Origin of the sequence: Treponema sp. OMZ 906 (assembly GCF_024181185.1) — a bacterium.
Lineage (GTDB): Bacteria > Spirochaetota > Spirochaetia > Treponematales > Treponemataceae > Treponema.
In genome coordinates this window covers 2,064,144-2,084,555 of record NZ_CP051196.1, presented here as the reverse complement: position 1 = coordinate 2,084,555, position 20,412 = coordinate 2,064,144, and the positions used below count along the sequence as shown (strand labels likewise).

Genomic DNA, 20,412 nt, shown 5'->3' with positions numbered 1-20,412 from the left:
TCAGTCCTCCTTGGAGTTTAATAATTTTTCATTTTCATAACAATAATGACTGTATAAAATGTTACCATTGCTATTAATAACAATGCATCAAATATACTGAAATGAATTTCAGTATAGCTTGTCTTTTTACATGAGATACCAAGTCCTCTTGTTTCAACAGAGGCTGCCAATTCTGTTGCAGTAGACAATATTCTCATCAAGAGTGGTATTATCATCATTTCGTATATTTTAAACGGATGCTTTAATACACCTAATACTGAGATGTCTATCCCTCTTGTTTTAATGCCCTGCCTAATACAAATGACATCCTGCTTTATGGTAGGAAAAAATCGCAGGATTACCGCCAAAGGAATGTTGATATAATACGGAATTTTCATATTATGAAGTGTAGCCAGTATTTCTGAAATATCGGTAGTTTTAGCCAAATTCAAAGCCGCAAATGCTATCGTAATAAAACATAAAACAAAATAATGTATAGTTGTTGCAATAAACAACGGACTGATTTCAGCTGCAAGAAACAGCCCGCTGTATATAACTAGGAATTTTATACCGGTCTTAAAAAGACCGCTCAACATTGCAAAAGTAAAAACCGAAAGGAATAATGATATTTCATATTTTTTCCCTGTTAATACAAAAACCAGAATCCCTACTAACAACACCTGCAACAGCTTAATCCTGGGATCATATCTTACCCCGTGCTGTTTACAAGATTTAAGCATAGTTTTCAACCTCTTTTTGCAGCAAAAAATTTTTTATTATCTTAAAATCAGAATTATCAGTTAGTCGAATAGTGTTATTTATTTTTCCCTCCTCAACAAATACTGCTTTTGTAGCGATCTTGCTTAAAAATTCCAAATCATGTGAAATGACAAAATTCAATACTTTATGTTCGCGAAGAGTATTTATTGCTTTTGCAACGGCTCTCATATTACTATAATCAAGTCCCGAAGTAGGCTCATCAAAAACAATAATCCGTTTATTTGAAGTCATAGCTGCTGCGATAATTACTCTCTGTTTTTGTCCGCCTGAAAGTGCCTGAGGGTGATAGTCTTTAAATTCAAAAATATTTAATAATTTCATTGTATTTTCAATTTCGTCATCATCTATATTACCATGAACTTCTCCGCTTAATCTTAGTTCCGACACAACAGAATCGGAATATAATTGATAGTCGGCATCCTGCATTACGAAATACACACTTTTATACAGTTCCTTTTGTTTTATTTGTTTACCATCAAGAAAGAATTGTCCTGTTTCACTTCTAAGCAGGCCTGCAATAATTTTTCCTAAGGTGGTTTTGCCTTCACCGTTATGCCCGATAATGGCCACGGTATCTCCATAATTAGCCTTCAAACTGCACCTTTGAAGAATGGATAAGGAGCTTTTATATGAAAATGATACATTGTCAATTTCAAAATCAGCGTATTCTTTATTTCCGCTTTCTCTCTGTTCCAAAGAAAATTCGATTGTATTTAAATCAAATGTTCTTAGATTGCATTTTTCTAAATCACCGTTATCCATATTTTTTATATCATTTCCGGGAATGTCTTTAACTATCTTCCCGTCATTCACTATCAGACATCTGTCGCATAAATCTGTCAAATAAAACAACCTGTGTTCTGAAACAACTACCGTATGTCCCGCTTCTTTTAGTTTCTTCATAAACTCTTTTAATTGTATAATTGAACGAATATCTAAGTTTGCTGATGGTTCATCGAATACATAAATGTTAGGATTGAGAGTTTTTGCTGCAATAATCGCTATTTTTTGTTTCTCCCCGCTTGATAAAGAAAATATATCCCTATTCATAAGATTTTCAGCCTTAAAATCACTAAAAGCAGCTTCTACTCGCTTTATTATTTCGTTTCTGTCGATTCCATAATTTTCACAGGCAAATGCAGCTTCATGAGTGCTATTTGTTGTAAAAAACTGATTCCGCGGATTTTGAAATATGGATGCGACATTTCTGCCAAGTACACCGGGAGAACTTATTTTTATCCCTCTCCCCAAGACCTTCACCTGCCCTGATAAGTTTCCTTCAAAAAAATGAGGAATCAAACCGTTTATCAATCTCATAACAGTTGTCTTCCCGGAACCCGACGCTCCCGTAAATAGCACAAATTCACCCATTCTTATTTTAAAATTTATATTTTTTAGACAGCCTTCTGTCTGTGTTCCGTAATTAAAACTCACATTATTAAAATCAATAATAGTATCTTTCATTTTATCACTTATATTTTCCAACCGATTGATTTTTTTCTTATCTCAATGAAATGTCTGTATATTCCCTCTCGATTAATCAATTCGTTATGATTTCCCTGTTGCACAATTCTCCCCTTATCAATAACAATAATCTTGTCGGCTTCTCTTACCGTAGATAATCTATGCGCAATGCTGATAAGCGTTTTATTTTTGGTTAATTCCTTTATCGCACTGATTAGCATATATTCATTTTCAGGATCAACACTCGAGGTCGCTTCATCAAGAATAACAATAGGAGCATCTTTAAGAATTGCTCTTGCAATAGATATTCTCTGTTTTTCTCCGCCTGATAATGTGGAGCCGCCTTCTCCGACAACCGTATTATATCCGTCCGCAAGGCTCATAATAAAATCATAACACTGTGCTTTTTTGCAAGCTTCTATAACCTCAGCGCGTGAAGCATTAGGGTTACCGAATTTTATATTATTTTCTATTGTGTCATTAAATAAATACACCTTTTGAAAAACCATACTGATGTTTTTTAATAAACTTTCAGAAGTAAACTCTTTAACATTCTTTCCATCTATAAGAACTTCACCTTTCTGAACATCCCAAAACCGTGCTATCAGATTGCAAAGGGTTGTCTTCCCTGAGCCCGAAACACCGACGATTGCCAAAGAGCTTTTTGAATCTATTTTTAAATGTATATCCTTTAAAATTTTCCTTTCATTGTATCCGAAGCTAACATCCTTAAACTCTATAGTGTAAGACGATAAGCTTATATTCTTTCCGTCCTTATCTAATGAAGGAATATTCGAAATATAGTCGAGCCTATCCAGCCAAGTTGCCAGCAATTTACTTAGAAATGCACCATTATTCACCAGTTCCAGTTCCATAAATATTAAAAATGCCGATACGATAAACATCAGTGAATAAGAAAGCGGGATAGTGTGATTTAAATATAAAATCACAGAAACAAAAACCAACATGCAGCTTGCTACCTTAAAAACCATTTCGTAAAGTTTCATTACCAATGCGGTAGCTTCTGTTACTTCTATGTCAACTTTACATTTTTTACTAAAAGCTTCTTCGATTTTGTTTTTACCTTCTTTGCCACTTTTAAATGCACGAAGAATGGAAATACCTCTGATATATTCGATAGAGTCAATAACCAGTTCTTCTCCTGCTTTCTGCATAACGGATGAATATTTTTCAGCTTTCTGTGCTATTATTCCAAGTAAAAATGCTCCGAGAATAATTGTTATCAAAGAAATTATTCCTACTGGAATACAAAATATCAATAGCATAACTGTCATACCGAAAGCATGAAAAAATCCACCTACAATAAAGTTCAGCGCAAGCATTGCCATTCCTTCCAAATCGGAAATTGTTGTTGTTAGAATAGTTTGAATCGTCCCTAAATTATTTTTCGAAAAATAACCCATGGGTGCTTTCTTTAATTTTTCTCCTATTTCAATTCTCTTGTCTCTGAAAATCTCATACCCAGATGCACTTAATTTTCTATCGCAAAGATATTGAAATATAAATCTCCCTAATATACTTATTCCCACTATTAACATTGCTTGCATAATAATAGTCATGTTTAATTTTTCAAGATTGATCATTATCAGTAAAACCGCAAGTAACATAAAAGAAGCAAAAAAAGACTTTAATGCGCCGAAGATAAGACCTATAATGATACTGGAGCGATACTTACCTGCTATTTGAAATATTCGTTTTACAATATTGAACATTTATGCCTCCATATCTTCATCTATGCCGCTGATATAATTTGTCCACAATGATGCATATTCTCCATTTTTATTTAATAGACTTCTATGAACTCCTCTTTCTACAATCTCACCGTTCTTCATCACTAAAATGTTATCTGCATTTATAATTGTAGAAAGTCTGTGAGCAACAACAATCAGTGTTTTACCTTTTATGAGATTATTTATCGCTTTCTGAATCAAATATTCATTTTCAGGATCTGCGAAGGCAGTCGCTTCATCTAAAATTATCACTTTTGACTGCTTTAATATTGCTCGTGCAATTGTAATTCTCTGTCTTTCTCCGCCGGAAAGGGCACCTCCGGCATCACCGACGATTGTATTATAGCCATCTTTCAATCCGATAATAAAATCATGGCACGCTGCAGCTTTTGCCGCTCCTATGATTTCTTCATCATTTGCATCCGGCTTTCCTATTCTGATATTTTCTTTTACACTTGTATTAAACAAAAAATTATCCTGAGAGACATAACTTATTTCACCACTCAGTTGTTCAAAGGGAATCTCTGATATTTTTTTTCCGCCATAATATATCGTTCCTTTTGTTGAATCCCAAAAACCAGCCATCAACTTAGCAATTGTTGATTTACCGGAACCTGAGCTTCCTACGATTGCCGTAACTGTATGAGGTTTTATTCCAAAATTGATATTTTTCAGTACTAGTTCAGTATTATCATAAGCAAAAGACACATCTTCAAATCGATATAAAGTATCATCAAAATTCACTTTCTCTTTTGGTCTGACAAGCTCGTCTTTCGATAAAAAATCTTCTATAATTTCTAAACTTGCTTTAACCATATTAAATTGTTCGGAATATTTTCCGATTTTCATCAAATGAGCAATAAAGCCGATAGGTAAAATAATGCATACAATAAAATTTGATAAGGATATTTCTGATTTCATATATAAATATGCGCCGACCGGTAACGTTCCAAGTAAAGTTGACGGCATAACGGCCTGAACAAAAGCTGACCATAACCAACTCTGCTTCCACCAGCTCAGTGTACTATCATGAAAAAAATTAATCGCGTCGGTAAATTTTCCATAGGAGACCGCACTTTGATTAAATGCTTTTATCACTTCAATGCCGTTTACATATTCGACTAATGTACTGTTCATATTATTTTGAGCATCCGTATACGTTTTACTTTTCACTTTGTAATCTTTCATCATGCCTATATAGCCGAGCATACCTAACGGAATCGTAAGTAAAGATGCAAAGCCCATTCGGTAATCCAGAGTAAAAATTAAAATCAAAAAAAATACAGGCGAAACTATGCTTGATGTGATCTCAGGCATAAAATGAGCCATAGAATCTTCAAGTTTCGATATAGTATCTACCATTAAATTCTTAAACTTTCCTGTCGGTGTATCAATCATCACGCCCATCGGTACCTTTAGCATTTTTTCTGCGACCTTACTTCTTATATTTTTCAAAATATGATAGGTTGCTTTATGCGAAGTCAGCGTTGAATATAATGTAAATACTCCTTTTAAAATCTGTCCAGATAAGGCTATTACAGTTATTTGCAAAGCAGTTCTAACAGAAGCCTCAGATACATATATTTTTTCTATTAATTGAGCTATCGCAAGAAATGGTATCATTCCGAACAACTCACCTATAATTGCAGAAAATATTGATTTGTATAATGCTCTTTTATTATCCGCTGCATACTTCATCAGTAACGCGATTGCATTATTTTTTTTATTTTTCACAAACATTCCTCTCTATACTTAGATACTTAGTTCCTACTAACCTTGACACGAGAAAGGTTATTTTCGGGTGTTGAAATTTAGCAAGCCGTTCCAACCATAATATTGAAAAGCAACAATACTTTTTATATATTTGTTTGCATAATTGTGTGGAATGTTATGTATGATACATTCACACAAAGAAATGATATATCCTCTCGTAAGCATATAAACTTCAAATTCCTCAATCTTATCAATTCCTAATTTCTTATTTCCGGAAGAGTGTATTAACCGCATGTTTTTTTTCGTGTATCTGTTGACAATTTCTTCAACAAAATTTTCAACCATTGAGCCTTTGCTGCATTCAAAAATAAGCTTAAACTCCTCGAAATGTTCATACATATAATTTACAAAGTTCATTGCCTCGGAAAACATGGCCTCAATAACAATATGTTCATCTTGCGCTAACAGCGTCTTATAATCTTCACTCTCATTCTTGGTTTCAACCTCAACCACAACTTCTAAGGTATATTTGTATACATCTTCAATCAGTGTGAAAAATAAATCTTCTTTGTTCTTAAAATGACGATATATCGCACCTGTAGTTACATTTGCCGCTTTTGCAATTTCACCTACCTGAGCCTTATCAAAGCCTTTATTCAGGAATTCTTTTTTAGCACACTCTAAAATTCTATTTTTTGTTATATCCGAACAGTAAGACATTTAGATTCCCCATAGCCTTAAAAATGATAATAATATTATTTTTGATAATTAGATTATCAAATCTTTACATTTTGGTCAATAGAGCGTTCATCTAAAAATTTTCTCTATTTTTCTCACCAACGGGAAAATTAATGAAGCCGCTGCCTTTATGCGGTGGCGAGCGGCAAAGATAGTATGTATGAGTGGTCTTCTACTTAAACAATTAAAATATTACTGGGCATCTCTAAAAACATTCTTTTCGCTATCTTTCAGTCCGAATATTCAATTTGCTTACAATTTTTTCTTCTCTTTCGTTTCTCCAATCTCCATTGAGGCGGAACTCCGTCATTGCTTCTCATAAACAAAACATTTCACTATGTCTAAATTTTTTATGTGCATCGGTTTTTGAACAGGATAACGCTGTGCAAGTATGCTCAGCATTGTCCGCATCTGAAATCCGTGACCTACAATCACCGCATTTTTGTTTTCCATTAAAGACATCAATGCTTCGATTTCATGCTTGACCTTCTGTTTTGTTCTTTCCTGCCGCGGATTGTTGCGAAACCACTGCACCCGTCCCCAGAATAGCCATCGCCAGAGCGAAAGCGGCTTATCAGAATCTCGATACGGATAAATCGGTATTTCCGAAAGCTCCGGCAACCGTATCGGTGTTTTATCAGGAAAGAGCTGAGCAGCCGTGGCAATGCTTCTTTTTAACGTACTCGTATAAAGTTCAAAATGCTCCGGCAATTCATCTCTGATAGACCGAAGCTGTGAATCGTTGATCTGTTCTATCGGTGCTTCATCATACTCAGCCTGTGCCTGAGCAAAGCCCTCAGCCGTATATTTCTTTTTCCAATTAAAAAGCACGTGTGCATGCCGTATCAAAATAAGCATTATGGTGCATACCTCATGTGTTCCCGCTACAGTGTGCTTTGTGTGTGTTGAGGATCAATCTTTGTGCAGCACCACCGGAGATAGTCAGTGTAACAGAATACGCTCTGTTAGAATCTATTAGAACGAGACATTAACGATATATAAAAGAGGGTGAAAAGTCAATAATGGATAATAGGGCATTTCTAAGAACGATTCGCCGTATTTTATATGGGAAAAAGGAACAAATCGCCCAACCGGTACCGCATGCCGCTTAATCAGTATGCTGGAAAATCAGACATTTGAAACACTGCCTTTTGTAAAAAGGATAGCAACTGCTTAACCAACAGAATCGTTACTGCATCGCCCATGTTGTACAATAAATGATGGGATATACAGTTCTTACCTACTACCTACAATCTTTTTTATGCAGATAGACAAATAGAACAATTATAAACGACACGGATTGGGCAATTGCAATTCTTAAAAACATCAATTCATCACACCCCGTAGAAGAAACAATATGAAAAATATTAATGATTGTATTATTTACAAAGTGATCACCCATTGCCATATAAATAGAGCCGGTCAATTTTGTTAATAAAGCAAATTTAAATCCGATAAATCCGGAAGCAGTAACCAACAGAATAATATTTACATACATACCTTCAATACTGCTGCTGCCGTCAAAATAGTTTCTTACAGGTCCGATAAAATGCCATAATCCAAACAAAACAGAAGTAATAAGCACAGATACAAAAAATGTATGATTTTTCTCAAGCATTTTTGTAAACAGGCCTCTGAATATCCCTTCTTCCATAATCACATTAATGATATTCCCGATAATACAAATTACAAAAAAGAGTAGTGAAGTTTGATTTCCTATATTTTTATCTACAGAATAAGAACTGACATATAATTGTAATGATTGAAAATTTTTATTTGAAACAGCTATAACAATCTCTATACTATAAGCTAATACATATATACAAATTCCAAACAGCAATCCCATCAATGTATATTTTACAGCTCTATTTTTATTAAATCCGATATCTTGCGCTTTAAAGTTATATAATTTAGCTGCTATGAATAAAACAACTATCCCTAAAAGTTTGTGTAAAAATGCCTCTCCCCAAAATGTTTGATCCGTACGAATAATAAAATACTCTATAAATCGGAATATAAAGCACAATATATAAATCACGAGAACGGCAAATAAGGGTTTATTGATTTTCGTCATTTCTTATTTTCTCCCATGATTTCTTCATCTTCATTCTTATCGGCAATGACAGTTAATCTGCCTTTCCATGATGATAGTGTTAATCTCTTTTTCAAAGTGCTCCTCCCCTATGGCTGATTCATCTAGTTATACAGGATACTATCCTCGTGCCCTGCTCAACAAGCCGGTAAGCGTTTCCTCAATAATTTCCTTCCCCGCAAAATACGTTCCTTGAATGGCAGAACTGCTTCCGCCGCCGCGGCCGTTGAGCTGTTGGTTTAATGTTTTTATGTGCGGTTTTAAATCGATGGCATTGCTGACGATGACGTAATTGTATGCTGTCGGTTGTAGTCCTTCCGGTTCAACGGCAACCGCTGATAATGCTGCGCAAGTGTGCATTTTTCCTGTCGCTAAAAGCAGATTGCAGAACGAGCGCAGATATTCGATACTGAGATTATCTTCAAAATAAAGAGGTGCGTTCTCAACATCTGCCGCCGACTCCGCTTTCTGCTTTAGATATTTTTCGGTCATTTCATGGAGTTGCTGCTGGAGTTTTCCTTTTTCGGCATTTAATTTTTCCACCGCATCCTGCACTTCGGAGGGCTTTGCCGATAAGCAGCGGGAGATAGCCCGTACTTGCGCCATCTCTTGTTCGTATGCAAGAACCGCCTTTCTGCCGCAGAGCACTTCCAAACGGACGCCCTTTTTGCGGTTTGTAAAGTTGAGGATTTTAATCAAACCGATTTCGCCGGTGGCGGTAACATGTGTTCCGCAGCATGCGCACGAATCAAGTCCCGGAATGGTGATAATGCGTACGGTACCCGAAAGTTCTATTTTGCTACGGTACTGCATTGTTTTGCGCTCTTCGGCGTTCGGAAAGCTTTCTTGAATCGGAAGATTTGCACGGACAATTTCATTGGCACGCTGTTCCGCATCGAGTACCTGCTCGTCAGTCAACGGACCGCTAAAGTCGATGGTGATAAAACTTTCTCCCATGTGGAAACCGACATTTTCGTACCCGTAGGTTTGCGCGAGGATGCCGGTAAGGATATGCTCGCCCGAATGTCCTTGCATATTGTCGCAGCGGCTTACCCAGTCCAATACTCCGTGAACTTTTGTTCCGGCAGCAAGCTCTCCATCGGCAATATGAATGATGCGTTCACCTGCAAATTGCGTATCAGATATTCGGACAGTCTTCTCAGGTTGTCCTTCCGCAACAAGGCTGCCCCTGTCGCCGGGCTGTCCGCCCCCTTCGGGATAAAATGCCGTATCCGACAGTTCTATCTCATACCCTCTCTCGGTTTTTGAACAAGCGGTTACCGTCGCATCGAATTCTCTGATATACGGTTTGCGGTAATACAGTGCATTAAAGTTTTCCATAAATATTCCTTGTATCGAGTAAGTTCATTATACTCCGATACGGCAATAAATCCAATCATCTTTTATCTGTTGAATACGTATTGTCATCTCTGCTAAACTCAGATATAGTAACTATATTATTATAGACAAGGCAAGGGCGTCTCTAAAAACCAAGCGAGTTGTTAGGGAAGCTCGGTATGCGGAGGGATTTCTCTTTATGCGGGAAAAGAAAATTTTTTCTATTCGTAAGAAGTTGCTTATCATTTTCGGAACATTGATTACGGTAGCCGGTGTTATACAAGGTTCCTTATCGCGGTACACTGCACAGCGGGCGCTTACCGCGCGGGTCAATGCGCATCTCATTGACAAGGTAAACGATATCGCCTTATTTATCAGTAGCGATATTAAAGGGGACTTCAGTTTCTTAAGCGGTTTTATGCGTAATCCGGCAATAAAGGACCCTTCTGTGTCTTTTACGGAAAAAACGCGAATTGTGCGTGACGATATCGGATATGCAGACACTCTCAGTTTTTTTAATATATGCGATACTAAGGGAAACAGCTATTATGCCGACGGTACGGTTAGCTTTGTCGGGGATACGGATTGGTATAAGAGCGCGGTGAGTGGAGTTTCTTTTATCACCGAACCTCATATTTCAACGCTCACTAAAAAACTGGAAGTTATTTTGGCTGTTCCGCTATTAGATAATGATGATAATGTTATTGCGGTTTTGGGTGCAGGGCTGGGGGGAACCGTTATTTGCGATACCATATCAGAGATCACAATCGGTAAAACGGGAAATTGCCATATTTTAGGAATGGACGGAACAACTATTGCCCATAAGGATACATCAATTGTTGAATCGCAACAGAATACAATGGAACTGGCAAAGACTGACCGCTCCTTTGCATCTATCGCAGAATTTCAACGACAAGCGATTTCAAGTTCTTCCGACGGTATCGGTTATTACACTTATGACGGTAAAAAGCATATTGCAGCCTATACGAAAATGCCGGATACGAAGTGGACAATTATTATCGCTGCTCCGGCGGAAGAGTTTCTCGGCGCAATTACGGATTTTCGTAAAATGATCATTATCATCGGTGTTATCATACTGGCTGTAACGCTGACAATTGTATTTTTTATTGCGGCGAAGATGGTGGCTCCCGTCCAGACAGCGGTTAATGCGCTGAAAGATATTTCGCAAGGGGAAGGCGATTTGACCGTGCAGCTTCCTCTTATCGGTAATGATGAGGTAACGCGGCTATCGGAATATTTTAATGAGACGATTAAAAAGATTCGTTCTTCCATACAATCTATCGACAGCAATGCCGGAATAATGCGATCGATTGGCGATGAGCTCGCTCAGAATATGACCGAGACTGCGCAAGCTGTCCATAAAATAAATGAAAATATCGACGGTGTAAAACAGCAAGCGTTGACACAGACTGCAAGCGTCGGAGAAACGGCAGCAACGGTTGAAGAAATTATCAAAACGATACGGCAATTAAATACCCGCATAGAAAGCCAGTCGGCAAGCGTATCTATTTCTTCTTCTGCGATAGAAGAGATGGTTGCCAATATCGCATCGATTACCGATACGCTTGAAAAGACGGACGGGGTTATTAAAACGCTTGCGGAAGCAACCGCCGACGGACGGGAGATTATCGTGAATACCGGCAGCGTTACTCAAAAGATTGCCGAGGAGTCGGGCAGTTTGATGGAGGCTTCAAGTGTGATTCAACACATCGCATCTCAAACGAACTTACTTGCAATGAATGCCGCTATCGAAGCAGCTCATGCCGGTGAAGCCGGAAAGGGGTTTGCGGTTGTTGCCGACGAAATCCGCAAACTTGCAGAAGATTCCGCTGCGCAGGGTAAAACAATTACTGCGACGCTTAAAACGTTGACTGTAGAAATTGAAGGACTTTCTACTTCTTCGAAAGTTGCAGGTGAAAAATTTGCTACTATTTTTACGCTCTCCGATCAGGTAAAAAATATGAGTACCCGTTTAACAGAGTCGATGAGGGAACAGGAAGACGGAAGCCGCGAGGTATTGGAGGCAATTAAAAACATCAGCGAGGTAACTGTTGAAGTAGAAGCCGGATCAGGTGATATGCTGAAAGGCGGAGAAGGAGTTGCGCACGAAATGAAAAAACTCGATGGGCTGACCAACACAATCGCTGCGAGTATGAAAGAAATGGCGGCAGCGGCAGTGCAAATCAATAATGCAATCCAAGGCGTAAAAGAAATCACCAATAAGAACAAACGAAGTATCGAAAATTTGGCACAGGAAGTATCCAAGTTTAAAATATAGAAGAGAGGCTTTAGGGCATCTGAAAAAACTCGGGTAGCTTTTAAGGATTCTATGCATATTTTCTCTTGAGTAATTATGCGGCATAATTACTCAAGAGACGTTTTTGTATGCTCTATTTTCCAAGCCGTTTTTTTATTTCCGCAATTAAAGTATTCAGTTCAACGCCGGTGCGTTCGCTCGCAATTTTAATCGTTGCTTTTGGCAGCATAATCCGTGCAAGCGGCGTTTTCAGCATTTTAAACTTGGGGCTGATTTCTTCCATTTGATCTTTTAACGCAGGATAATCTTCAAAGATATCTTTTAAAAGCGTATCGGCGGTAATATCCGCTGCGGAAAGTTTTTTATCCCGCTGCGGAGATTCGGAACTCTGTGTATGTGACGTATCGGCTGCATTTTTCGCATCGGCGGTATTGCCGTTATGAGATTCATGTGAGTTTTCTTGGATAACGGTTTGGCCGCTTATCTCGCCGCCTTTTTTCCATGTCAGCAAGGTTTGCGAATCAGTTAGACTGCGGATATGTGTACAGTCCTGCATCATCTCAAGGATACCGCGGAATTTGCCTTGTTCGTCGCGGACTGCCGTATACAGGATGTAGATAAAGATGCCGGGTTTATTGATCCAGAATTCCGCAGAGTCCTGTTCGCCCGAGCGGAACTTTTCGATAATCTCTTCGACGATATGCACGCTTGCCCGCGGGTGGCAGTTTTTAACATTCCGCCCGATGACGTTTTTGCTGCGCGGAAACACGCGGTGCTCCGTATCGGAATAAAAGCAGACCATTTCATTTTCGTCTACATACGAAAGATCGACCGGTAGGTGCCGGTAAATCAAATTGATTTGTTCGAGTGTCAGCTTGCCGGTTGCCACGTCAAAAACGGAACTGGTTTCACCACCGACATTTAAACCGTGCTTGCGTAATACTGCGGTTAAATCATCCGTTAAAGAAGAAGCAGTGCCGGTAGCGCCCTGCGTTTGTGTATCGTGTGCCGTTTGTGCGGAATTGTTTTTAACCGTTGAACTATGTGCTCCGCTGTCGTTTATCCACGCAAAGCCGATTTCTTTGTCTCCCGATTTCATCTCTTCAAATTCTTTTTCAGTGATCATCGCAAGCGAAGTAGGATACAAAATTGCTTCTTCTTTTTGCAGTAAGTCACGCACATCGGCAACAATCGAAGATTGCACCGCAATAAATTGGTCGTCGGCATCCTCTTCCAGCAGCTTTCGCGCATCCCGTATTTCATCACGGATAAAATTATCCAGCGTCCACATTGTTGTCGTAGGTCGGTCAAAACCTTTTTTTTCCAAAATGGAATAGAGCTGATTTTGTTTGCGTGACAGGTGTATTCTGAACTGATCCAGCCGGTCATATATGCCGAGCCACTGATTTTTGATAAGCGGATATTGGACGAGATCCTCGATTTCCAATAGGATTTTTTTGAGCGCATCGTTTTCGCGGTAATAGCACATGATAGGATGATCGTCGGGTAAGTCGGGGCGGCTCGTATCCATAATGTCCTCAAAAAGCTCAAGCATTTTTTGAATGTCTTCTTTTTGGCATTCATTTTCGTCAAACTCTTTAAGTTCCTGCTCTGCGAGGGCGATCTCGTACGGTTTTAAGGAACCGACTTCTTCCTTTAATATCCGTTTAGCATCCGTCAAGCTGATTTTGCCTGCATTATAGTCATTCTTCAGCTGAAGAACCGTTTTTATCTTTGCATCATTTACTGAATCTAAATGGCGTTTCATTTCCATAGGTGTCCTCCGTATAAAGACTGTAGTTTCTTATTCCCGGAAGCGATAAGAGATATCTGTTAGTCTTTATTTACAATGAAGATAAGGAAATATCTAAGATGCGTCAAGTCAATCTCTTCTGCAAGCCGCATGGAATAGATATAATCGCTTTATGGAAAAACACGATGAACTGCTAAAACACGCTCATACTGTGCTTAAAACAACATTCGGTTACAATGAGTTCCGTCCTATACAAAAGGAAGTGATTGCCTCCGTGCTGTCGGGGCGTGATACGCTTGCTGTTATGCCGACCGGCGGCGGAAAATCGTTGTGCTATCAAATCCCTGCGCTTTTGTTCGGCGGTATTACGCTTGTTGTTTCTCCGCTAATTTCACTCATGCAGGATCAAGTTGCTTCCCTTGTAGAAAACGGTGTGAGTGCAGTGTTTTTAAATAGCTCGCTTGAATGGGGCGAGTATCTCGATGCGGTGCAGCGTATTAAGTCGGGGAGTGTCAAACTGGTATACCTTTCTCCGGAAGCGCTTGCGGCGGAGCGCACGCAGTCTATACTGCATGATGCAAGCCTACCGGTTAGCTGCATTACCATTGACGAAGCTCATTGCATTAGCGAGTGGGGGCATGATTTCCGTCCCGACTACTTGGCAATTTCGAATATCCGTGCGCAGTTTAGGGATGCGGTTTTCCTTGCGCTTACGGCAACGGCAACCGCACAGGTACAAAAAGATATTACGGCAAATCTCCGTATGAAAACGCCGGAAGTTTTTGTCGCGGGTTTTAACCGCGCAAATATTTTTCTTGAAGTACGCTCCAAGCGGAATGCGCTGCGCGAGGTCATCGCCTGTCTTGAACAACACAGCGGTGAAAGCGGAATCATTTATTGTTTTTCGCGCAAGCAAGTTGATAAGCTCACCGAACAGCTCACGGATTCCGGCTACGCGGCGCTCAATTATCACGCAGGGCTTTCCGACGAAGAGCGGAGAAATCACCAGCAGCAATTTATCCGTGATAAGGTACGGATTATGGTTGCGACGGTTGCATTCGGTATGGGAATTGATAAACCGAATGTCCGCTTTGTTATCCATTATGATTTACCCAAGTCGCTCGAAGAATATTATCAGGAGATTGGGCGAGCAGGACGCGATGGTCTTGCCTCTCACGCCCTGCTTTTATACAGCGCAGGCGATGCACATAAAATTCGCTCATTCTTTAGCGAGTCAGCGGACAGTGCCAATTCCGAACGGCTCTTGCAGGCAATGCTCAAGTTTGCCTCCGCCCGGACATGCCGCCGTCATTTTCTGTTGTCATATTTCGGAGAGCGGTTTGTTCCGGCGGCGACTAACGGGAAACCCGAAAACCCTGACGCAACACCGGAAGACATCAGCAGTGAATCCGAAAACGCTGCCGAACAAAGATGTCCTTTCCCATGCTGCGATGTGTGTTCCGCGCCTCCGCCTCCGCTGACGGATGTTACCATCCCGGCTCAAAAGTTTATGAGCTGTATATACCGCACGCAATCGCGGTTTGGGCTTTCGTATATTGTCGATGTGCTGCTCGGCTCAAAGCAAAAGCGGATTATTGAAAACGGACATGATAAAGTTTCAACATGGGGAATCGGGCGGGAGCTTTCAAAAGAGGATTGGTTTGCGCTGTCCGATGCGCTCATCTATGCGGGACTTATCGAAAAAAACGGCGACTACCACGTGCTCAGCATCACGGAGAGCGGCAAACAGGTGCTTACATCCCGCGCAAAAATAGAACTTCCGGTAGAGCTTATGGGGCAGCGCGCTTTGACTCAGCGCGGATCTAAAAACTCCGGCATCGACGCTAAGACGCAGGGTACCGCATCTAAAAAAGGTGAATATAAACGAGGTGAATTTTTACGCACTTTGGATGAGGACGATGCGGCGTTGTATGGGGCAATAAAAGAATGGCGCAAGCGCACCGCCGAAGAAGAAAACGTTCCGCCTTACGTTATATTCGGAGATAGAACAATCGAAGACCTCATCCTCAAAAAACCGCGCACGGTACGTGAACTGCTGAACGTATTCGGTATCGGCGAAATAAAAGCAGAAAAATTCGGTGCAGCGCTTTTGCGTCTTGTGGAAAATACGGGAAGGTAGCAGTGGGTGGGCAAAAAGAATTTGCGAAGAAGAGGAGCAGGCTGCTGAAAAATCGTTTTTTAAAATACAGCAGTTAAGGAAATCTTTAGATTTTGAAACTTCTCCAATTATTTTGTAAATCGCGATACCTTGAAATACGTGCTTATACGTGTTATAATTGTATCATAAGGTGATGCTATGACAGCAGATGAGATTATAAAACTATTAAAAAAAGCCGGTTATGAAATTACTGCCGGAGCAAAACACGATAAAGCAATCCATAAAGAGACAGGTAAAATGATTGCGATACCTCGGCATAAAGGTGATGTTCCGACTGGAACAGCGCATAATATTCTCAAAGAAGCAGGTTTAAAATAGTAAAAGGAGGCATAATATGAAATATACATATCCCGTTATTTTTGAATACGATGATGGAAAAATAGGTGTAAGAGTTCCTGATATTTCCGGCTGTTTTACATTTGGAGAAACAATCACGGAAGCAATAGAAATGGCAGAGGATGCCATAGCTATGATGCTTGCTCATTATGAAGATCATCGGCAACAGATACCGGAACCGAGTGATATATCTAAAATTAAAATAAAAAACGGATTTGTGAATTATGTAATAGCCGACACTGATGCTTGGCGCAAACAGTTTTCTGAAAAAGCAATAAAGAAAACTGTTACTATTCCGGCATGGCTCAATTATAAAGCGGAAGAAGCCGGGGTTAATTTTTCACAAGAGCTACAAAACGCATTGAAACAGCGGTTGCAAATTGCATTGTAATTTTATTCGTGCGGAGAGGTTAATCCCCGACGCTTGCGTCGGGGCTGTTGCTTGTAATAGTAAAAAAATAAAAAGTAATCGTATTAATCAAAATTTTCCTAGTACGCTTCCCCGTCCGGTAATCGCCTCATGATGTATGATGCCATCTCCCGACAAGGCGCACCGTAATAGGGATGGTGCAAATAAGCCCGATGCTTCCGGCAACAGCGCGCAGTACCTCGGAGGCTAAAAGTTCGAGGTTGATAATTTCGGTAAATCCGTTGGAGAATAGAATAAACAGCAGCAGTACCGGAATGGAGGTGCTGACATACGCCAAAATCAGTGTGTTCGACATTGAGCCGATAATGTCTCGGCCGATATTCATGCCGGATTTTATCAGTTGTTTTTTTGATATATCGGGACTTACGGAAATAATCTCCCACATTGCCGATGAGATGGACATTGCCACATCCATCACCGCGCCGAGTGCACCGATCATAATACCTGCAAACAACAATCCTTGATAGTCAATCCTACGGTGCTGCGGTATAAAGGCAAGCATTTGCGCGTCCTCGTTTCCCAGCCCTGTCAGCATGAGTATCTTACCGGCAATAAATGCGAATATCCCTGCGATGATAACGCCCCCGATTGTACCTATGATGGCTGTATATGTTTTTTTATTGTTACCGCTGATGATTAGCAGCGTGATAACCGTTGCGGAACTGCATACAGCGAGCGCCAATAAGATCGGATTAAAACCCCGTATAATGCACGGGAGAAAAATACCGAAAATAAGACCTACGGTAATGCCGAGCGTAATCAATGCTTTGAGGCCGTTTTTTTTGCCGACGATAATAAGCGCCGCTGCGAAGATTACGATGAGCGCATAGACTTTTGTGTCCCGTGCACGCTCGTAGATTTTTAAGTTTATTATCTTTCCGGTTTCTTCATCTTCGTCCACCTGCAGTATCATTTTTTCATGGAGCCGGAAGATAAGCCGGTACGGAATTGCCAGTTCAATAGTGTTGCGGACGGTATACACTTCGCCCTTATGCTTGCCGGTTAAAATTTCTATTTTTAAATGCTGATACCGAAAGTCGGATTCAATCGGAACATCCGGTCTGCTTTCCGCGAGGTCATCATATACGATTTCAATAACGCGCGCTTTTACCACCTGATTCTTCGGCAAATTAAGTTGCGTGTCGTAATATTCCGCCAATCCGGCATCTTTTGAATCGGTGTCTGCCTCTGCAAATACGGGGATTTGCGCTGTAAGCATAGTTGTAAGGATGAAAAAAAGAAAAATACAAAATCGTTTGATTTTTTGCTGCATGACGAATACCAAAAAGAAAAACAAGCAATGCATGTGAACATACATTGCTTGTTCCATTGTGTATAAGGACTTCCTTTTATTTTTTGCTGATATCTTTGATGTAATCCGGAGCCTTCGGCGTAATAGTCTTTGCCGCTTTAATTTCGTCGATTAGGGCATCACGAATCGGAATATATGTTTCGACGACGTTCGTTGCCTTCGAGAAATCGTATTTATCACCACCGGTAAACATAAAGTCATTGACAACAACCTTATATGTTTTGTTCATATCGAGCGGAGTTCCATCGGCTAATGCGATAGAAGTGACTCTGCTTTCAAAAGGTTTGGTGCCGTCGTATTCAACCTTTAATCCCGCAAACTGTCCGTCTGTGATATTCGGGTTCATAATACCGTGATCAATTGCCTTTTTGATTTCCGCTCCGCTAAGGTCGAAGGTGACTAAGAAATTGTCGAACGGCATGATTTCGTACAGATCGCCGACGGTAATATTTCCCGCTGCAAGCGTTCTGCGTAATCCGCCTCCGTTCTGGATAGCAATATCGGCTTTTCCAACTTTCCGTTGTACTTCTGCTGCCCATACGCCGAGCAAGGTATTGCTGCCCTTATCCTTTCTTTCATGGGTAAACTCACCGGCTGCGGTACCGATTACTTTGCTCAAGATCGGTTTTAAGTCTGCATCGTATTTCGCATAAATAGCCTTCCCAGCTTCATCCTCGACGATAGTGTCTTTGTGCTTCCAAATTTCATCAAGGGTAGGAGTGATCGAAGCGATATTTTTATTTTCATCAAAGGTGATGCTGAGTTTTCCAACTGCGCGTCCGTAGCAGTAAGCTTGCATAATCGGCATACCGTCTACAGCGCCCTGTACCGGTCGATGGCTGTGAGCTGACAATATCGCGTTTAAGCCCTTAATTTGAGCAAGCGCGACTGCATTTCCAGTGATTTCTTCACCCTTCTGATCGGAATCTATGTGAGTTAATGCGATAATGGCATCCGGTTTCCCTTCTTTTGCTTTTCCGGCCAATAGGTAATCAACCCATTGCTGTCCGGCTTTAACGGGATCGGTAAACTCTAAACCGCTGACATGTTCCGCTTTTGTTAAACTGACCGTATCGGGATGAGCTAAACCGACAAACGCAATTTTATAACCGCCTTTAGTGATAATCGCGTACGGCTTTGCCCACGAGACAGGCTTCTTGGTGTTTTTGTCGACGATATTTGCCGCCAAGAAGGTAAAATTGCCGTCTTTCTGCCATTCCTTCATGTGCGTTACGCCCCAGTCGAATTCGTGGTTTCCGACTGCGCATACCGATACGCCCATTGCCTTCATCATTGCGGAAACCGGTGCACCGTAGGTCAAATTGGAAATTGCAGTACCTTGATAGTTATCACCGCCTGCTACGACAATCGTATTCGGGTTTTCCCTTTGTGCGGTGTGCACATAGCCGAGCAGCTTTGCCATACCGGCATTTTTTCCTTTACCGGGACGGGCATCTTCTGCAACGTTACCGTGGAAGTCGTTAAACAAGATCACATCCACCTGATTAGCCGGCGCTGTTGCTTCAATAGCGCTGTATTGCATCGGTACGGGTGCGGGAATATGTTCCGGCTCAGTCGTTTTACACGACGAGAACAGCATAAATACAGCCGCCAATGCAACAAACAGCGTTTTAAAAACTTTTTTCTGCGTCATTTGCATACTCCTTGTACTTTGTAGTGTAAAACGGATACAGAAAAAATGCAAGGAAAAAAGAGAGAAAAAGTTATAAGGAAAACCTCTATAAACCATGGCGTAAATAAAAAGATATGACGCTGTTGTATAATGATTGGATTTCTTATGTTAATTAAGAATGATATGCTGTATAATACCGCATATATAGGAATAAACATGAAAATAAATGAAGTGCTTAAAGATTTACAGCTCAATTGGCAAACAGAGCTGCAAAAAGATGAAGGCTTATTTTAGACAATGCAGTTGGCATTGTCTAAAAACGCTGCGAGTTTGCGTAAGCGCAAACGTCGCCTATTGACTGCACTTTTTCATTTCGTTGCAAAAGTGCGGCAATTCGCCAATCCTCGCCTTTTGATAAAGGCTGTGGTTGTCGAATTTATAGGAATGGTTTTTTGCAAAAGCACGGGATAAAATAGATACTGCATTTACTGCAGAAGATGCCTTTAGCGCTATAATGGAAGTTGTGTTTTTTATACAGTCTGAAACAAACCCCTATTTATGTACCGAATGTATTGAGCTTTTGTATTCACTTATACGAAAAAGTGATACCACAGAAATCCCTAAAGGCTTCCTTCA

16 protein-coding genes are annotated in these 20,412 nt (G+C 40.3%); 5 read left to right on the top strand and 11 right to left on the bottom strand.

Features of this window, described 5'->3' with window-relative positions; genetic code table 11:
• Nucleotides 1–17: 17 nt before the first annotated feature.
• From E4N69_RS09365 to E4N69_RS09330, 8 genes are all read right to left on the bottom strand, one after another.
• Nucleotides 18–719, bottom strand: a complete 702-nt coding sequence (locus E4N69_RS09365) for an energy-coupling factor transporter transmembrane component T family protein (protein ID WP_253823649.1) — start codon at nucleotides 717–719, stop codon at nucleotides 18–20.
• The gene (locus E4N69_RS09360; protein WP_253823648.1) at nucleotides 712–2,223 is read right to left on the bottom strand and encodes an ABC transporter ATP-binding protein; all 1,512 of its coding nucleotides are present in this window, start codon (nucleotides 2,221–2,223) and stop codon (nucleotides 712–714) included. Before E4N69_RS09360 ends, E4N69_RS09365 begins: the two co-directional genes overlap by 8 nt.
• 8 nt (nucleotides 2,224–2,231) lie before the next feature.
• Nucleotides 2,232–3,956: an ABC transporter ATP-binding protein gene (locus E4N69_RS09355; RefSeq protein WP_253823647.1), complete on the bottom strand. Its 1,725-nt coding sequence runs from the start codon at nucleotides 3,954–3,956 to the stop codon at nucleotides 2,232–2,234.
• The gene (locus E4N69_RS09350; protein ID WP_371922384.1) at nucleotides 3,957–5,672 is read right to left on the bottom strand and encodes an ABC transporter ATP-binding protein; all 1,716 of its coding nucleotides are present in this window, start codon (nucleotides 5,670–5,672) and stop codon (nucleotides 3,957–3,959) included.
• Nucleotides 5,673–5,765: 93 nt separating this feature from the next.
• Complete coding sequence (locus E4N69_RS09345) at nucleotides 5,766–6,407, bottom strand: TetR/AcrR family transcriptional regulator (protein WP_253823646.1); 642 nt, start codon at nucleotides 6,405–6,407, stop codon at nucleotides 5,766–5,768.
• A gap of 324 nt (nucleotides 6,408–6,731) precedes the next feature.
• Entirely contained in the window at nucleotides 6,732–7,283 is a 552-nt protein-coding gene (locus E4N69_RS09340; RefSeq protein WP_253823645.1) for a histidine phosphatase family protein, read from the bottom strand.
• A gap of 385 nt (nucleotides 7,284–7,668) precedes the next feature.
• The gene (locus tag E4N69_RS09335) at nucleotides 7,669–8,499 is read right to left on the bottom strand and encodes a CPBP family intramembrane glutamic endopeptidase (RefSeq protein ID WP_253823644.1); all 831 of its coding nucleotides are present in this window, start codon (nucleotides 8,497–8,499) and stop codon (nucleotides 7,669–7,671) included.
• 138 nt (nucleotides 8,500–8,637) lie between these two features.
• On the bottom strand, nucleotides 8,638–9,858 hold the full coding sequence (locus tag E4N69_RS09330) for an alanyl-tRNA editing protein (RefSeq protein ID WP_253823643.1): 1,221 nt from the start codon (nucleotides 9,856–9,858) through the stop codon (nucleotides 8,638–8,640).
• Nucleotides 9,859–10,054: 196 nt separating this feature from the next.
• Between E4N69_RS09330 and E4N69_RS09325 the strand changes: the two genes are divergently transcribed.
• Nucleotides 10,055–12,154, top strand: coding sequence for a methyl-accepting chemotaxis protein (locus E4N69_RS09325; RefSeq protein WP_253823642.1), 2,100 nt, complete (start codon nucleotides 10,055–10,057; stop codon nucleotides 12,152–12,154).
• Between the two features lie 112 nt (nucleotides 12,155–12,266).
• Here the strand turns inward: E4N69_RS09325 and E4N69_RS09320 are convergent, their stop codons facing one another.
• Nucleotides 12,267–13,907 carry a PAS domain-containing protein gene (locus E4N69_RS09320; protein WP_253823641.1) on the bottom strand — a complete coding sequence of 547 codons (1,641 nt, stop codon included), beginning with the start codon at nucleotides 13,905–13,907 and terminating at the stop codon, nucleotides 12,267–12,269.
• A 151-nt stretch (nucleotides 13,908–14,058) separates the two neighbouring features.
• On the opposite strand from E4N69_RS09320, the gene E4N69_RS09315 reads away from it, so the two are divergent.
• The 3 genes from E4N69_RS09315 (at nucleotide 14,059) to E4N69_RS09305 (ending at nucleotide 16,792) form a co-directional block, all read left to right on the top strand.
• Nucleotides 14,059–16,026, top strand: a complete 1,968-nt coding sequence (locus E4N69_RS09315) for a RecQ family ATP-dependent DNA helicase (RefSeq protein ID WP_253823640.1) — start codon at nucleotides 14,059–14,061, stop codon at nucleotides 16,024–16,026.
• Between the two features lie 177 nt (nucleotides 16,027–16,203).
• Nucleotides 16,204–16,383, top strand: coding sequence for a type II toxin-antitoxin system HicA family toxin (locus tag E4N69_RS09310; protein ID WP_253714182.1), 180 nt, complete (start codon nucleotides 16,204–16,206; stop codon nucleotides 16,381–16,383).
• A 16-nt stretch (nucleotides 16,384–16,399) separates the two neighbouring features.
• Nucleotides 16,400–16,792: a type II toxin-antitoxin system HicB family antitoxin gene (locus E4N69_RS09305; protein ID WP_253714181.1), complete on the top strand. Its 393-nt coding sequence runs from the start codon at nucleotides 16,400–16,402 to the stop codon at nucleotides 16,790–16,792.
• A gap of 127 nt (nucleotides 16,793–16,919) precedes the next feature.
• Here E4N69_RS09305 and E4N69_RS09300 read toward each other — a convergent pair whose 3' ends face one another.
• Together E4N69_RS09300 and E4N69_RS09295 are read right to left on the bottom strand one after the other, a co-directional pair.
• Nucleotides 16,920–18,092, bottom strand: coding sequence for a YibE/F family protein (locus E4N69_RS09300; protein ID WP_371922383.1), 1,173 nt, complete (start codon nucleotides 18,090–18,092; stop codon nucleotides 16,920–16,922).
• A gap of 88 nt (nucleotides 18,093–18,180) precedes the next feature.
• Nucleotides 18,181–19,743: a 5'-nucleotidase C-terminal domain-containing protein gene (locus tag E4N69_RS09295; RefSeq protein ID WP_315442735.1), complete on the bottom strand. Its 1,563-nt coding sequence runs from the start codon at nucleotides 19,741–19,743 to the stop codon at nucleotides 18,181–18,183.
• Nucleotides 19,744–19,941: 198 nt separating this feature from the next.
• Here E4N69_RS09295 and E4N69_RS12680 point away from each other — a divergent pair, with 198 nt between their 5' ends.
• Entirely contained in the window at nucleotides 19,942–20,070 is a 129-nt protein-coding gene (locus tag E4N69_RS12680; protein ID WP_256478588.1) for a hypothetical protein, read from the top strand.
• Nucleotides 20,071–20,412 lie beyond the last annotated feature (342 nt).

Excerpts from the sequence above, each read along its gene's own strand:
- E4N69_RS09365 (WP_253823649.1), bottom strand. The coding sequence starts at position 719 with ATGCTTAAATCTTGTAAACAGCACGGGGTAAGATATGATCCCAGGATT.
- E4N69_RS09360 (WP_253823648.1), bottom strand. The coding sequence starts at position 2,223 with ATGAAAGATACTATTATTGATTTTAATAATGTGAGTTTTAATTACGGA.
- E4N69_RS09355 (WP_253823647.1), bottom strand. The coding sequence starts at position 3,956 with ATGTTCAATATTGTAAAACGAATATTTCAAATAGCAGGTAAGTATCGC.
- E4N69_RS09350 (WP_371922384.1), bottom strand. The coding sequence starts at position 5,672 with ATGAAGTATGCAGCGGATAATAAAAGAGCATTATACAAATCAATATTT.
- E4N69_RS09345 (WP_253823646.1), bottom strand. The coding sequence starts at position 6,407 with ATGTCTTACTGTTCGGATATAACAAAAAATAGAATTTTAGAGTGTGCT.
- E4N69_RS09340 (WP_253823645.1), bottom strand. The coding sequence starts at position 7,283 with ATGCTTATTTTGATACGGCATGCACACGTGCTTTTTAATTGGAAAAAG.
- E4N69_RS09335 (WP_253823644.1), bottom strand. The coding sequence starts at position 8,499 with ATGACGAAAATCAATAAACCCTTATTTGCCGTTCTCGTGATTTATATA.
- E4N69_RS09330 (WP_253823643.1), bottom strand. The coding sequence starts at position 9,858 with ATGGAAAACTTTAATGCACTGTATTACCGCAAACCGTATATCAGAGAA.
- E4N69_RS09325 (WP_253823642.1), top strand. The coding sequence starts at position 10,055 with ATGCGGGAAAAGAAAATTTTTTCTATTCGTAAGAAGTTGCTTATCATT.
- E4N69_RS09320 (WP_253823641.1), bottom strand. The coding sequence starts at position 13,907 with ATGGAAATGAAACGCCATTTAGATTCAGTAAATGATGCAAAGATAAAA.
- E4N69_RS09315 (WP_253823640.1), top strand. The coding sequence starts at position 14,059 with ATGGAAAAACACGATGAACTGCTAAAACACGCTCATACTGTGCTTAAA.
- E4N69_RS09310 (WP_253714182.1), top strand. The coding sequence starts at position 16,204 with ATGACAGCAGATGAGATTATAAAACTATTAAAAAAAGCCGGTTATGAA.
- E4N69_RS09305 (WP_253714181.1), top strand. The coding sequence starts at position 16,400 with ATGAAATATACATATCCCGTTATTTTTGAATACGATGATGGAAAAATA.
- E4N69_RS09295 (WP_315442735.1), bottom strand. The coding sequence starts at position 19,743 with ATGCTGTTCTCGTCGTGTAAAACGACTGAGCCGGAACATATTCCCGCA.
- E4N69_RS12680 (WP_256478588.1), top strand. The coding sequence starts at position 19,942 with ATGTTAATTAAGAATGATATGCTGTATAATACCGCATATATAGGAATA.